The following is a 14,251-nucleotide window of genomic DNA, read 5'->3' as shown; positions in this document are numbered from 1 at the left end:
AACGATTTAGGACTCTACCCCGTCGCTTGTCAGGGCACTGAATCCGTATCTTGTCAAAGCATGGCGCAGTTCCACCCGGTCATCGAGGGCCAGGTTCTCGCCCATGACCTCCTGCCACACCTCGTGTCCGCGGCCGGCAACAAGCACGGTGTCCTGCGGCCGGGCGAGTTCAACGGCGCGGTCGATGGCCGCTGCCCGGGGGGCCACCTCTTCAATCACGCAGTCGAGCCCCTCGTCCGTCGCGGCAGCGTCCGCCCCGCGGCGCACATCTGCCCGGATGGCTCCCGCGTCTTCTCCGTGCGGGTCATCGTCGGTGACTATAACGACGTCGGCGAGCCGCGCTGCGATGGCACCCATCAGCGGGCGTTTGGTCTGGTCCCGCTCACCTGTGGCACCAAACACCACAATGACCCGGGCGTCAGCGTCCGGACGGCGGACGGACGCCAAGGTGCGGGTCAGCGCATCCGGGTTGTGCGCGAAGTCGACAATGGCAGCCGGAGCCTCACCGATCAGCTGCATCCGGCCCGGGACCTCAACGGTGAACGGATCATGCGCTGCCAGGGCCTCCTGCAGGTCCGCGGCCGGGACCCCTGCTGCCCGCACCATAACGGTCGCCAGCGCGGCGTTCGAAACGTTGAATCCGCCGGGCAGGGCGGTGGAGACGCGCAGCTTCTCCCCCGCCGGTCCGCGCAGCACGAAGGAGTGGCCGAGGCCGCGCGGTTCCACATCGGTGACGTTCCAGTCCGCGCCGTGATCGGCGCCGTCGGTGGCCAGGGTCAGCACGGGAACACCTGCCGAGGCTGCCATCCGCGCACCCCATTCGTCATCCACGGTGATGACGGCCTGCCGCGAGCGGTCCGGCTGGAACAGTGCGGCTTTGGCAGCGAAGTACTCCTCCATCGACCCGTGCAGGTCCAAATGGTCCTGGGTCAGGTTGGTAAACCCGGCGACATCGAAGCGCACACCGTCCACCCGGCGGTAGGCAATCGCGTGGGATGAAACCTCCATGGTGGCGGCGTCGAGTCCGCGTTCGCGCATCAGGGCAAGCAGCCCGTGCACCTGCGGGGATTCCGGGGTGGTCAGGACGCTGGGAATGGATTCGGCGCCGGCCTGGATCTCGATGGTGCCGATAAGGCCGGTGGTGCGCCCGAGGGCCTGCAGGAGCGAGTTCAGGAAGTAGGACGTGGTGGTTTTGCCGTTCGTGCCGGTGATGCCGAACAGGGCGGGGCGGCGGCCTTGGGCGGGAACGCTGTCAAAGACGGCGGCGGCAAGCGGGCCAACCAGCCGTCGGACATCCCCTGCCACGAAGACCGGGATGCCGGGGCTGCCCATTTCGGCGAGCCCGGCAGCATCGGTCAGCACCGCAGCTGCTCCGGCTGCTTCCGCTGCCTGCGCGAAGCGGGCACCGTGATGGCGTGCACCTGCCACTCCCACGTAGAGGTCCCCGGGGCGCACCTCGCGGGAATTGATGGTCAGTCCCGTCAGCTCGGTGGCCCAGGCCCCGTCCCCGGTGCCGGGGGCTGCCGCGACGTCACGAAGAGCCGCCGGCAGGCGGTCTACGGCGGCACGCACGGTGACGGGCTGGACCGCTGCAGGACGCAGCCCTGATCCAGCCAGCTGGTTTTCACTTGTTGGCACTTCGTTGCTCTCCGATTTAGTACTCAATGGGGTAGGTCTCCGGCTTTCCCGTGGAGGGCGGTACGTTGCTGCTGACGAGCGCCTGCTCCATGACCTTCTGGAAGGACTGCCCCGGAATAATGTAGTAAAGGTCGCCCTGCGGCCGCTGAAGGGTCACCACAACCACGTACTTGGGATCCTCCAAAGGCGCAATACCAGCATAGGAGAGCGTGGAGCCGCTGTAGCCGCCGTTGGGACCGGGAGCCTCGGCAGTACCCGTTTTGGACCCCACCCTGTACTGCTCCAGGGCGCCCGTGGCGCCGGAACCGTCCACCGTGACGGTCTCCAGCATGCGCCGGACCTCCCCGGCTGTCTCCTTGGACACAACGCGGGTTGCCTCAGGTTTTTCAACCGGCTTCTCGGTACCATCCTCATCGATCACGGAGTCGATGATGCTGGGCGGAATCCGCACGCCGTCGTTGGCAATGGTCTGGTAGACACTGGCAGTGTGCAGGGCTGTCTGTGTCAGCCCCTGGCCGAAGAGCACTGTGTACTGCTGCCGGGTGTCCCATTCGTCGGGATCGGAGAGTATGCCCGAGGTTTCCCCGTTCAGCCCCACGTTCAGGGGCTGGCCGATGCCGAACTTCCGCAGCCAGTCGTAGCGTTCGCGCGGCGTGAGCTGCTGCCCGATCATCACGGTTCCGGTGTTCAGGGACTTCGCCAGCACCCCTGAGGCCGTCATCCGGAGGTCGCCGTGCGGTGCGGCGTCTTTGAATGTCTGACCGTCCACGGTGTAGTTCGGGCCGATGGCGAACTGTGATTCCGGGGTGATCAGGCCCTCTTCGATTGCGGCAGCCATGGTAATGACCTTGGTGGTGGATCCCGGTTCGAAGGAATCCGTCACGGTCCGCGCCTTGCGGGACTCGGCGGGCGTGGCACCCGGGTTGTTGGGGTCCACGGTGGTGGACTCGGCGAGGGCAACCACCCTGCCCGTTTCCGCCTCCATCACAACGATGTTGCCCCACTCGGCGTTGTATTCCTCCACCTGGGCGGAGATGGTCTGCTGTGAGAACCACTGCAGGTCCTGGTCAATGCTGAGCTTGATGGACTGCCCGTCCTGCACGGGCTCATCCTCGTTGGTGGCGTACGGAATCCGGATGCCGTCCCCGCCGATTTCATAGGTTTTGCTGCCGGCTTTACCCGCGAGGATCTCATCCTGCGTCAGTTCAAGGCCTTCCTGGGCGCCTTCAGTGCCCAGGAAACCCACGATGGACCCGGCAACCGCACCGGAGGGATAGGTGCGCAGCGTGGTCCGGTCCGCGTAGATGCCGGGGAATTTGACTGCCAGGACCTTCTCCTTGATTTCCGGGGTGACGGTCTTGGCAACGAAGTTGAATCCCTTCTCCCCCAGTACCGAGGAACGCAGGGTCCCGGTGTCCTGGCCCAGGATCGCCGCGAGCTCCTCGAAACCCTGGTCAAAGGTAATGTCCTGCAGCACGCCTTCGGAGTCCCGGCGCTGGAAAACCTCGTCCTCGGCGTAGGGCTGTGACAGCCGCTGATCCACCACAATGTCGAAGCGTTCCACACTGCGGGCCAGATAGTTGCCGTTGGCGTCGAGGATGCTTCCGCGGAGGGCCGGGACACTAACGGTGGTGAGCCGGTTGGCGACGGCGTCTTCGGCCATGCCGGCCGGATCCAGGGCCTGGACATGGAAAAGCCGGAGCCCCAGGACGGTCAGGAGAACGAGGGCCGCGACCAGTCCTATCCGCAGCCGCTTGGCAACGAGGGCCACCCTGTGGTTGTTCGGGCCGGATGTCTGTGCCACAACGTGTCCTCGTTAATACCTAAAGTTGATGCCTGCCGGCCTGTTTCAGTTTCCGCTTCTCTGGACCGGAGCAGGAATGGTTCCGCCGTTCAGGTCCGCTTCCACAACGGTCTCGGGTGCCGGTTCCGGCCCGTCCTCCGCTGCCGCTGCGGCGGCAGCGGCCTCCTGCGCGGCTGCCTCTTCCTTTGCCTCGGCTGCCCTCACAGTATCCGGCGCCGGTTCCGGATTCACGGAAGGCGCCGGGGTGATCGGCTGGGTCAGGACGCTGGGCGCGCCGATCTGCGCGGGTGCCGGATCGCCGTCCTTGGCCGGTTCGGGGGTTCCGGTGACGGTGAGCGTCTGCAGATCAATGGTGCCGAAGGACGGCGAGGAGACCATACCGAGTTCCCCGGCCGCTGCCGCCAAGACCTGGGGTGCCTGATGGTTCTCGATTTCCTGCGTCAGCGCCTCGTTGCGCTGGGTAAGTTCGGTTTTCTGGCTTTGCAGCTCCACCAGTTCGTACTGGCCGCTGGATACGGAGATGTTGAGCAGCAGCACGGAGGCGAGACCAAGCACCAGCGCGGCGAAGCAGAAAACGGCAAACGGAGCCCGTTTCCTCCCGGCAGCAGCGGGAACCAGGGAGAGCGGTGTGCGGCGTCTGGGCGCAGCCGGCTCAGACGCCGGGGCTGTATCCCAGTCAAGGGCACGTGCCGTATTGCCTACTACGGCATTCGCGGCAGAAGTACGGTATCGGGCCGTTGGCCGACGTTCACTCATTTTTCCCAGGCCCCGTCCATGGATTCGCGAATACGTTCTACTGCCCGCAGCTTGGCGGAGGCTGCACGGGGATTCTCCGCGATCTCCTCCTCCGTAGGCACTTCGGTGCCCTTGGTCAGCCGCTTGAGCTGGGCTTTGTGCTGTTCAAGTTCAACGGGGAAGCCCTTGGGCGCCGAGGAGCGTGCCCCTGCCGCAAATACTCCCTTGACGATCTTGTCCTCGAGGGAGTGGTAGGACATCACCACCACACGTCCGCCAAGGTTCAGTACGGAAAGCGCGGCAGGAATGGCGCGTTCAAGCACGTCCAGTTCCTCGTTGACTTCGATGCGCAGCGCCTGGAAGGTCCGTTTGGCCGGGTGGCCCCCCGTGCGTGCAGCACCGGCCGGCACCACACCCCGGATGGCCTCAACCAGTTCGCCGGTGGTGGTAAACGGCTTGACCGCCCGTGTGGCAGCAATTGCCGAGGCGATACGTCCGGCAAACTTCTCTTCACCCCACTTGCGGATGATGCGTACGAGCTCCGCTTCGCTGTAAGTGTTGACGACGTCGGCCGCGGTCTGTCCGCGGGTGGTATCCATCCGCATGTCCAGCGGCGCGTCGTAGGAGTAGGCGAAACCACGGTCCCGTTCGTCAAGCTGCAGGGACGAGACGCCCAGGTCAAACAGCGCCCCGTCGATCCCGTCGAAGCCAAGATCGAGAACCACGTCGGCTACCTCGTCATAGACCGCGTGCACCAGATCGATCCGGTCGGCGAACGGCTCCAGCCGCTTGCCTGCCAGGGCCAGTGCCTGCTGGTCACGGTCGATTCCGATCAGGTGGAGCTGCGGAAAACGCTGCAGCATTGCCTCGCTGTGCCCGCCCATGCCCAGAGTTGCGTCGACGACGACGGCCCTGCCGTGGTCCGCGACGGCACGCTCAATGGACGGGGCAAGGAGATTGATGCAGCGGTCGCGCAGCACCGGAACATGCCGTTCCTCGGTGGGGCGCTCTTCGCTCATCTTGGGGTTCCTTAGGTTGTGGTGGTGCCGGTGTGATCGAACGCGGGTGGCGGGTAAACCGGCGGTTCTTGAACCAGACCCCCATCCGCGCCTCACCTGCCGGCCGCCTGGCTCCGGGGAAGGGAAGCCAGGTGGGCGGCGGTGGGGCGGCTGGAGATCTCATTCAAGATCCGACCGGTGCCTGCCGGTGGGGTCCGGTGCTGCTAGAAGATTCCGGGAATCGCGTCCTCGTCGGTTTCCGAGAATGCGGTCTCCTGTTCTTCCAGGTAGTTCTGCCAGGCTCCCGCATCCCAGATCTCGGCCCGTGTGCCTGCGCCGATGACGGCCAGTTCGCGTCCGAGTCCTGCGTACGTCCGCAGTGCCGGCGGAATGGTGACCCGGCCCTGCTTGTCTGGTACTTCGTCGGAGGCTCCGGACAGAAAGACCCGAATGTAGTCACGCGCCTGGCGGGAGGAAAGTGGAGCTTCCCTCATCTGGTCGTGGACCCGTTCGAATTCCTTCTGGCTGAAGACGTAGATGCAGCGTTCCTGACCTCTGGTCAGGACGAGGCCGTCAGCCAGTTCCTCGCGGAACTTGGCCGGCAGGATCAGCCGCCCCTTCTCATCCAGACGCGGCGAATGTGTTCCCAGGAACATCAGTCACCACCCCGTCTGATTGGGGGCAAACCCCTCGAGTACCGCCCCTACCCTCTTATGTCCCCCACTTTACTCCACTTCCCTCCACAGTCAACGCTCTGGCGTGTTGGATTCCGGGCGCGTCGGATTCAAAAATCCGCGAAATTCCGCGGATACCTGCCGGTGGAGCGAGGTGGAGGGAATTCAACACGGTGTACGCGTCCGGGGCATAAAAAAAGACCCGCCGTAGCGGGTCTTTTTCCGGGATCAGCGCTTCGGCCCAGGGGCCTGGCCGGTACGGCCGCTTACGGCTGGTCGCGCTTGCGCTCGTCCCATTTGTTTTCGAGGTTGTTCATGAACCCGCGCTGCGCAGTGGGTTGCCGTTCCGTCCGGCCATCTGCGGCTTTCGGCGGGTTCTTCCGTCCGCGCGTGGTCGCGTAATAGACCCCGGCACCCATGACGAGGAATCCGACCACCCCCACGGCAATGCCGGCTTCAGTAATGCCCAGCAACAGTACCGCCAGTCCCACAACCGCTAACAAGGCACCAAGCACGATGCGCCTGGTCGAGATACCCCGCCCGGCCGACGTCGCCATCGAATTCGCGAATTTCGGGTCCTCGGCGTGTAATTGCTGCTCCAGTTGATCCAGCAAGCGCTGCTCGTGTTCCGAGAGTGCCATTGCTGCCTCCTTGCCGTCCGATTTTGCCCCTGTAAACCAGCCAACGAACGTGTGGCGCCGGATGTTCCCTGCGCAGGCCCGATGCTGCTTTGCACTTATTCCAAGGATAGGGTGCAACGGGTCGCCACGAAAGCGGCGCATGTACCTATTCGTTCCAGGGTACGTCGCCAGCCGTCACCGACCGCCGCTCAGGCCCCGGCTCCGCCCGCCGGGGACGCTTCCCCGCCGTCCGGCGTGCGCGGCCGGGCCGGGGCAATCAGCCGGGCAGGGACTACCCCCATCTCACCGAACCGCCGGTTGATGCGGTCGAGCGCGTCCTCCGTGGCGCGCCAGTTGTCTTCCCGTCCGTCCAGGGTCAGCTGCATGGCCGCACCCTGCGCCGGCTCCAGCTGCTCGGCCCGGAGTCCGATGAGGCGCACGCTTTGCGGCCGCTTCCCCAAGGCAGTGAGCAGGCCCCTGGCCGCCTCGTAAATCATCTGCGCACTGTCCACCGGCTCGGTCAGGGTGCGGCTGCGGGTCAGCGTGGTGAAATCCGTGTACCGAAGCTTCAGGGATACCGCCCGGCACTGCAGGCCGGCGGCACGCAGCCGGACGGCGCTGCGGTGGGCCAGGCGCAGCAGCTCGGTTCGCAGCACCTCGTCATCACTTACGTCCCGGGCGAAGGTTTCCTCTGCACCGATGCTTTTTTCCTTCCGGACAGGGGTCACCTGACGGGCATCCCGCCCCCAGGAAAGTTCGTACACGTGATCACCCACCGCGCCGAGCAGACGGCGGAGAACACTCGGCGGGGTATTGGCCACGTCAGCAACAGTGGCAATACCAACCCGGGCCAGCACCTCGCGCGTCTTGGCTCCCACTCCCCACAGCGCGGAGACGTCCAGAGTGTGCAGGAAGTCCACGGTCTGCTCTTTGGGAACCAGGAGCAGCCCGTTGGGTTTGCACCGTGTGGAGGCGATTTTGGCCACGAATTTCGTGGCGGCAATACCGACACTTGCCGTCATCCCCATCTCAGCTGCCACCCGTTCGCGAATCAGCTCGCCAATCTCCCTTGGCGCACCCAGTCTGCGCATGGATCCGGAGATGTCCAGGAAAGCCTCATCGACACTGAGCTGTTCCACCTGCGGGGTAATGGATTCGAAAATCTCCATCAGCTTCCTGCTGAAGGAGCGGTAGACCTCCTGGTGCGGTTCCAGCACTGTGGCCTGCGGGCACTGGCGCCGTGCCACGGCCATCGGCATGGCCGAACGGACTCCATAGCGCCGTGCCTCATAGGACGCGGAAAGGACCACGGACCGGCCGCCCAATCCGCCAACGATCACGGGCTTGCCTACGAGGTCGGGGCGCTTCAGCAATTCCACGGACACATAAAAGGCATCCATGTCCACATGCAGGATGGTGCAGTCGCGGTTGCCGCTGCCGCCGTCGGGGCCAGTACTCACCCCTTCATGGTAGCTATCGGCACCCCCGGTCCGCCTTCCTGCCCAGCTGCGGCGGTCACCTAGACTTGGGTGCAGGACCCTGCCCCCCACCGAGTGGAAATCAATGAAAAAGTCCCTGACTGCGCTCTCTGCCGTTGTTCTTCTCCTGGTTGCTGCCGGGTGCACCGAGGAAGGCGGCACGGACTCCCCCGCCTCGGCGGCCGCAAGCCAAACCGCCGGCGCCTCCCTGCCGGCACAGTCCGGACCCGCCTCCACCCCGAGCGCCTCCGCGTCACCGGTCGCCCTGGCGGACGGCTTCCCCACCACGCTGATCCCTGTGATGGACGGTGCCGAGATCCGTTCCAGCACCGTGGACCGGACCGGCACGCAGGTCAGTGCCGTGCTGGTGGAAACCACAACGGCGCCGGCCGCCGATGTCTTCGCCTTCTATGACAAGGCGCTCACGGCTCAGGGGTTCACTGCCGCCGAGTCCGCGGCCGGCGCCCCGGCATCGCGTGATTACATCCGCACCGGCGCAGCTGAACCGGAAACCGTAAACGTGACTGTGACCGCCCGGACCGGTGAGCCGTCCACGGTGACCGTCGGCGCCACCGTCCTCACCGAGTCGGTGGAATAAGTTATGGCTAACATCCCGTCCACCCCCGCCCCCCGCAGCCAGGACATCTCCACCGCGGAGCAGGAGCAGGCCGCCTACCGCACCCTGCTCGCCGGGGAACTGGAAGACTTCCTGGCAACGCAGCATGCGGTCCTTTCCGATGTATCCGAGGAAGCACTGCCGCTGCTGGAGGCGGTACACAACCTGTCCCGCGGCGGCAAACGCCTCCGCGCCCTGTTGGCGTACTGGGGCTGGCGGGGAGCGGGCGGAGCACCGCTGGATACCGCCGCCGTACGCGCAGGGGTGGCCCTGGAACTCTTCCAGAGTGCGGCCCTGATCCATGACGACATCATTGACCGGTCCGACACGCGCCGCGGCGGCCCAAGCGTGCACCGCACGTTTTCGCTCGCGCACCGGGACGCCAACTGGCACCTGGACGGATCACACTTCGGTTCTTCCGCGGGCATCCTCGCCGGAGATCTCTGCCTCGCGCTCAGCGAGGAAATGTTCTCGGCGGTCGGGGTACCTGCGGCGCACGGCACCACCGCCCGCCGCATTTTCAACCGGATGCGCACCGAGGTGATGGCCGGCCAGTATCTGGACATCCTTGAAGAGGTGGTCGGTCCCAGCCACGAGCCTGAACGCGCCGTCGTCCGGGCCCGGAACATCCTGCGTTACAAGGCCGCCAAGTACACCACCGAACATCCCCTGGCCCTGGGCGGCGCACTGGCCGGTGCCAATGAGGAACTGCTGGCGGCATACTCACGCTTCGCCCTCCCCCTCGGCGAAGCCTTCCAGCTTCGCGACGACGTTCTCGGTGTCTTCGGCGATCCGCAGACAACAGGGAAACCTGCGGGCGATGACCTGCGCGAAGGCAAGCGCACAGTGCTGATTGCCTATGCCCTGTGCGGAGGCGGGGAGACTGCGCGCCGGGAGATCACCCTCCGGCTGGGGGACCCGGGCCTGGATGACGACGGCGTGCAGGTCCTTCGCAGCATCATCGAGGACAGCGGGGCCCTGGCGGCCACCGAAGCCCTGATCAGCAGCCACACCGAAGCTGCATTCGCCGCGCTGGAGGCCCTGCCCGTGGACGAAGTGTCCCGGGCGGCGCTGGAGGCACTCGCCCACTCCGCGGTCAGGCGCAGTTCCTAAGGAACGGACCGGCCCCGGACGGTCCCACCGGCTCCGGGGATGCCAGCAGGAACTGCCGCCTCGACAGGAACGGCCCCGCCCGAAGGCGGGGCCGTTCCTGTCTGATCCGCCTATAGGGCTTCGTGTAGGGGTTGCCTATATACCGTCATATATGCGGACAGATATATGACACAGGACCCCCGCAGCCGCGGGTGTACAGCCAGTTACCAGGCCAATGCCTGGGCCCGGCGGCGGATCTCCGTCTTACGCCCCTCACGCAGGGCATCCACGGGGCGGCCCGGAAGGGTGTCATCCGCAGTGAAAAGCCAGCGGATCATCTCGTCGTCGTGGAAGCCGGCGTCATTGAGCACCGAGATAGTGCCCTTGAGGCTATCCAGGATGGCGCCGTCATTGATAAAGGCAGCGGGAACGCTGCGGATTTTCCGCTCCCCCAGGCGCACGGCCACAAGGGCGCGCTCCTCCAGGAGGCTATGCACCTTGTTAATGGGCAGGTCGAGTTGTTCAGCCACATCGGGCAGGGTCAGCCAGTCGGAAACAAGTTCCTCGAGTTCATTCACCCTTCAAGGGTGCCATGTCCTCTGATTCCGGGCCACTTGGCCATTCCGACGCGTAAAAGAAACCTTAAATCCGATACTCAGGTATTGTCCCCGAGCCTGCTTGGTGTAAATTCACATGAGTACCTGAAATCACATGTGTAACCTAAGCAACATTAGTCACATAAGCCACAGGCACCTTACCTGTTGCACTACTTGTTTTTGTCCCACGGATTTGCGGTAAAGGCCGCGGCCATCACAGATGAGGAAACAGCAACCCTATGAACGCTGAGTCGACAACGGGAACGCCAGCCACGCGCCCCGCTGCAACCGGAATGCCGCGCAAATTAAGTGTTGCCGTGACAACCGCCGCGATTCCTGCAGTGATGATGTCCGCACTGGCTCTGGCGGAGCCCGCTGCCGCCGCACCCGTTTCGCCGCAGAACACGCTTTTCCCCCAGCTTCCGCTGCAGGCCATCAAGAACCTGAACACCGGCGCAGTGACCGGCGTCGCCGCTTCCCAGCTGGCCACCCAGGTCCCCGCCACGCTGGCTGCCGAGTCTTCCGTGCCCGCCACCCACCGGATTGCCGCCGGTGATACCGTGACCTCCATCGCCGCCCGGTACGGCCTGTCAGTGTCCGAGGTACTCCGGGTCAATAACCTGCAGCCGACGTCCCTGATCTTTGCCGGTAAAGAGCTCCGCCTGACCGGCACCGCAGCCGCCCCGGCCGTCCCGGAGAAGAAGGCAGCTCCGGCATCAGGCACCTACAAGGTCGTTTCCGGTGACACGCTCAGCGCCATCGCAGCCCGGCACGGGGTTGCGCTGTCCAGCATTCTCGCTGCAAACAACCTCACCCTCACATCGGTGATTTACCCGGGCCAGTCCATCGTGGTGAACGGATCGACGCCGTCGGCGCCGCCTGCAGCACCCGCAGCGCCTGCCGCCCCGGCTCCTGCCGAGGTCCAGGCTGCAGCTGGCACCTACACGGTGAAGCCCGGCGATACGCTCGGTGCCATCGCAGCCGAACACGGCGTAAGCCTGTCGAGCGTCCTTGCCGCCAACGGCCTGAACCCCTCCTCCGTCATCCGGCCGGGGCAGCAGATTAGCGTCAGCGGCGTCGGGACCGTGAGCATTGCCTCCTCGGCACCGGTAGCTGCCGCACCGACGGACGCAGCACCGACGGACCTGGTCCCCAGCACGTTCCTGCACTACACCTACCCCGCGCATGTGGTGGCCGGTGCCAACCTGAACAAGCAGACCCTGAATTCCCTGCCCGTGCCCAGCCGGGCCCAGATGCAGCAGATTGTTGCCGATACCGCTGCGCAGATGGGTGTTGATCCGGCACTCGCCCAGGCCTTCGCCCTGCAGGAGTCCGGCTTCGATCAGCGCGCCGTCTCCCCTGCCAATGCCATTGGCACCATGCAGGTCATCCCGTCTTCGGGCGAGTGGGCTTCCCAGCTGGTGGGCCGCGAACTGAACCTGCTGGACCCGTATGACAACGCTACGGCCGGTGTGGCCATTATCAGCGCCCTGATCCGCACCAGTGACAGCCTGGAAAACGCCATTGCGTCCTACTACCAGGGGCAGTATTCGGTGACGACCAACGGTATGTTCTCCGACACGCGCAGCTACGTCAGCTCCGTGCTGGCCCACCGGGCCACCTTCCAGTAACCGGAAGAGCCGCAGTGCAGCGGAAGGGTCCGGATCGGGTGTCGATCCGGGCCCTTCCCGCTGTCCCCACTAGGATCGAAGAGTGCATGATCCCGTGAAAGACTCCCTCGTAGACACGCTGGTGGATGACCGCTACTTCGTCAGGTCACTGATCGCACGCGGCGGCATGTCCAGCGTCTACCTCGCCACCGACCGCCGGCTGGACCGCGACGTAGCGCTGAAAGTGCTGTTCCCGCATCTGGCCGCCGACCGTGGCTTCCTGCGGCGTTTCGAGAGCGAAGCCAAGTCCGCGGCGCGCCTTTCGCACCCCCATGTGGTGGGCGTGCTGGATCAGGGCATTACCGATTCCCTCGCCTATCTGGTGATGGAGTATGTTCCTGGACGGACCCTTCGCGGGCTGCTCGACGAACGGCACGCCCTCTCTCCCCGGCTTGCGCTGGCACTGATGGACGCGGTGGTCGAGGGCCTGGCTGCGGCCCACGACGCCGGGCTGGTCCACCGTGACGTCAAACCCGAGAACGTACTGCTGGCAGACAACGGCCGGATTAAGATCGCCGACTTTGGCCTGGCCCGCGCCGTGTCAACCAGCACCAACACCGGAACCCTGGTCGGAACCGTCGCCTACCTCGCCCCGGAGCTGGTGACCGGCGACGGCGGAGATGAACGCAGCGACGTCTATTCAGCAGGCATCCTGCTTTATGAAATGCTGACCGGACGCCAGCCCTTCACCGGCGACTCGCCTATCCAGGTCGCCTTTGCCCACGTGCATTCGGCAGTGCCGGCCCCCTCCGCCCTGTGCCCCGGCCTCGCAGAGGACCTGGACGAGCTGGTGCGCTGGTGCACGGCACGGGACCCCGAAGAACGTCCGGTCAACGGGCGTGCGCTGCTGGGTGAGCTCCGGCATATCCGCACCACCCTCACTGACGAGGAATTGGACTTCCGGTGCACCACCGGTTCCGCGTCCGGTGACATGCCCACAGAGGCTCTTTCCCGCTCCGGAGCCGCTGCCGCTACCGGTGCCACGGAGGTCATTGGGGCATCCGATCCCACCAGCATCATTGACGCCTCCGCCCTGGACCAGGATCCCCACGGTTCCGATACCGGGCGGGACGCGAACCACACCGAAGTGCTCAGCCGCAGCGAACACGCCACCACGGTTTTCCCCGGCGGACTCGGAACGGCCGGCGATGACGGAGACGGCACTGCGGACGGTTATCCTCACGACGGCTTTGAGGATGGTGAGGACGATGAGGGCGACGACGGCACCGGTAATGAGCAGGCAGGCACCCGTGCGCAGCGCCGGCTCGCCAGGCGCGCTGACCGCAACCGGCTCCGCGACAGTGACCGCCAGGCACACCGGCCGCAGGTAGGTCTGCGCAGCGGCAGGAGCGGGCGCCGGGGAGTGCTGCTGGCCCTGGTGCTGACGGTGCTGCTTTGCGCTGCGGCCTTTGCCGGCTGGTTCTTCGGCGCCGGCCCGGGCGCGCTGGTGTCCATTCCCGATGTCAGCAATGCCTCCGTTGACGAAGCAGGCGACCAGCTCGGCGGCGCCGGCCTGAACTTCACCACCACCGAGGTCTATGACGAAGTAGTCGCCGCCGGATTCGCCGTCGGCACCGACCCGGCAGCTCCCGGGGAAGTCCGCCGCTACCGGCCCGTCACACTGCTGGTGTCCAAAGGGCCCCAGCTCTTCGCGGTACCCAACATCGTCCAGCGCAGCCTGGATGCCGCGGAATCGGACCTGGCAGACGCCGAACTGGCCCTCGGTGGCGTCACGGAAGAATACAGCGAAACAGTATCCGCCGGTGCGATTATCAGCCAGCGGCCCACCCCGGACACCATGCTCCGGCTCGGTGCCACGGTGGATGTCACGGTCTCCAAGGGCCCGGCCCCCGTGGAGGTTCCGTCGGTGACCGGTCAGAGCGAGGAAGCCGCGGTCAAGGCCATTGAGGATTCAGGCCTCACGGCCGCCGTTGCCCCGGATAAGGTCAACAGCGCCACTGTGCCGGCCGGCGCCGTCGTCTCCCAGACTCCCGAAGCCGGCCTGCTCGAGAGGGGCCAGACCGTGACCCTGACCATCTCGCTGGGACCGCGGATGGTCGAAGTGCCGAACTATGTGGGCCGCCGTGCCGAAGAAGCACGGGCGGACCTCGAAGGCCGGGGATTCAATGTGCAGGTGGAAAACCTGCTCGGCGGCCTCCTGGGCCTGGTCCGGGACCAGGACCCCGGCGCCGGAACGGCACCCGAGGGGTCCACTGTGATCCTCAAGGTCGTCTAGCGCCTGCGCCCGGACAAACACACCAAACAGGCAAAACAACCGGACAGGCAAACAGGCCGGACAGACAAGGGAGGGCTGCAGGAGATCCCGGATC

The 14,251-nt window shown here is 65.5% G+C and carries 12 protein-coding genes; 4 read left to right on the top strand and 8 right to left on the bottom strand.

All coding sequences use genetic code 11. The features are described 5' to 3' along the window. Positions 1–6: 6 nt before the first annotated feature. From MUK71_RS06615 to dinB, 7 genes are all read right to left on the bottom strand, one after another. On the bottom strand, positions 7–1,665 hold the full coding sequence (locus MUK71_RS06615; protein WP_227928046.1) for a UDP-N-acetylmuramoyl-L-alanyl-D-glutamate--2,6-diaminopimelate ligase: 1,659 nt from the start codon (positions 1,663–1,665) through the stop codon (positions 7–9). Beyond that, a complete protein-coding gene (locus tag MUK71_RS06610; RefSeq protein WP_227902299.1) occupies positions 1,655–3,442 on the bottom strand; it encodes a peptidoglycan D,D-transpeptidase FtsI family protein in 1,788 nt (595 codons plus the stop codon). The genes MUK71_RS06615 and MUK71_RS06610 overlap by 11 nt, the downstream gene beginning before the upstream one ends. A gap of 45 nt (positions 3,443–3,487) precedes the next feature. After that, positions 3,488–4,198: a cell division protein FtsL gene (ftsL, locus tag MUK71_RS06605; RefSeq protein WP_227928047.1), complete on the bottom strand. Its 711-nt coding sequence runs from the start codon at positions 4,196–4,198 to the stop codon at positions 3,488–3,490. Continuing rightward, entirely contained in the window at positions 4,195–5,196 is a 1,002-nt protein-coding gene (rsmH, locus tag MUK71_RS06600; protein WP_227902301.1) for a 16S rRNA (cytosine(1402)-N(4))-methyltransferase RsmH, read from the bottom strand. Before rsmH ends, ftsL begins: the two co-directional genes overlap by 4 nt. A gap of 203 nt (positions 5,197–5,399) precedes the next feature. Beyond that, positions 5,400–5,831, bottom strand: coding sequence for a division/cell wall cluster transcriptional repressor MraZ (mraZ, locus tag MUK71_RS06595; RefSeq protein ID WP_227902302.1), 432 nt, complete (start codon positions 5,829–5,831; stop codon positions 5,400–5,402). Positions 5,832–6,115: 284 nt separating this feature from the next. Next, entirely contained in the window at positions 6,116–6,490 is a 375-nt protein-coding gene (locus MUK71_RS06590) for an SCO2097 family morphological protein (RefSeq protein WP_227928048.1), read from the bottom strand. Between the two features lie 188 nt (positions 6,491–6,678). Then, entirely contained in the window at positions 6,679–7,929 is a 1,251-nt protein-coding gene (dinB, locus tag MUK71_RS06585; protein ID WP_227928049.1) for a DNA polymerase IV, read from the bottom strand. A 103-nt stretch (positions 7,930–8,032) separates the two neighbouring features. Between dinB and MUK71_RS06580 the strand changes: the two genes are divergently transcribed. Further along, entirely contained in the window at positions 8,033–8,545 is a 513-nt protein-coding gene (locus tag MUK71_RS06580; protein WP_227902305.1) for a hypothetical protein, read from the top strand. 3 nt (positions 8,546–8,548) lie between these two features. Continuing rightward, entirely contained in the window at positions 8,549–9,676 is a 1,128-nt protein-coding gene (locus MUK71_RS06575) for a polyprenyl synthetase family protein (protein WP_227928050.1), read from the top strand. A gap of 203 nt (positions 9,677–9,879) precedes the next feature. On the opposite strand, the gene MUK71_RS06570 is transcribed toward MUK71_RS06575, so the two are convergent. Further along, the gene (locus tag MUK71_RS06570; RefSeq protein WP_227902307.1) at positions 9,880–10,233 is read right to left on the bottom strand and encodes an Rv2175c family DNA-binding protein; all 354 of its coding nucleotides are present in this window, start codon (positions 10,231–10,233) and stop codon (positions 9,880–9,882) included. Positions 10,234–10,568: 335 nt separating this feature from the next. Between MUK71_RS06570 and MUK71_RS06565 the strand changes: the two genes are divergently transcribed. Together MUK71_RS06565 and MUK71_RS06560 are read left to right on the top strand one after the other, a co-directional pair. Beyond that, positions 10,569–11,882, top strand: a complete 1,314-nt coding sequence (locus tag MUK71_RS06565) for a LysM peptidoglycan-binding domain-containing protein (RefSeq protein ID WP_341482018.1) — start codon at positions 10,569–10,571, stop codon at positions 11,880–11,882. A gap of 82 nt (positions 11,883–11,964) precedes the next feature. Further along, on the top strand, positions 11,965–14,157 hold the full coding sequence (locus MUK71_RS06560; RefSeq protein ID WP_227928051.1) for a Stk1 family PASTA domain-containing Ser/Thr kinase: 2,193 nt from the start codon (positions 11,965–11,967) through the stop codon (positions 14,155–14,157). Positions 14,158–14,251 lie beyond the last annotated feature (94 nt).

This window comes from Arthrobacter zhangbolii, assembly GCF_022869865.1.
Lineage (GTDB): Bacteria > Actinomycetota > Actinomycetes > Actinomycetales > Micrococcaceae > Arthrobacter_B > Arthrobacter_B zhangbolii.
Note: the sequence above shows the minus strand (reverse complement) of the source record. Positions and strands in the feature narration are given on the sequence as shown.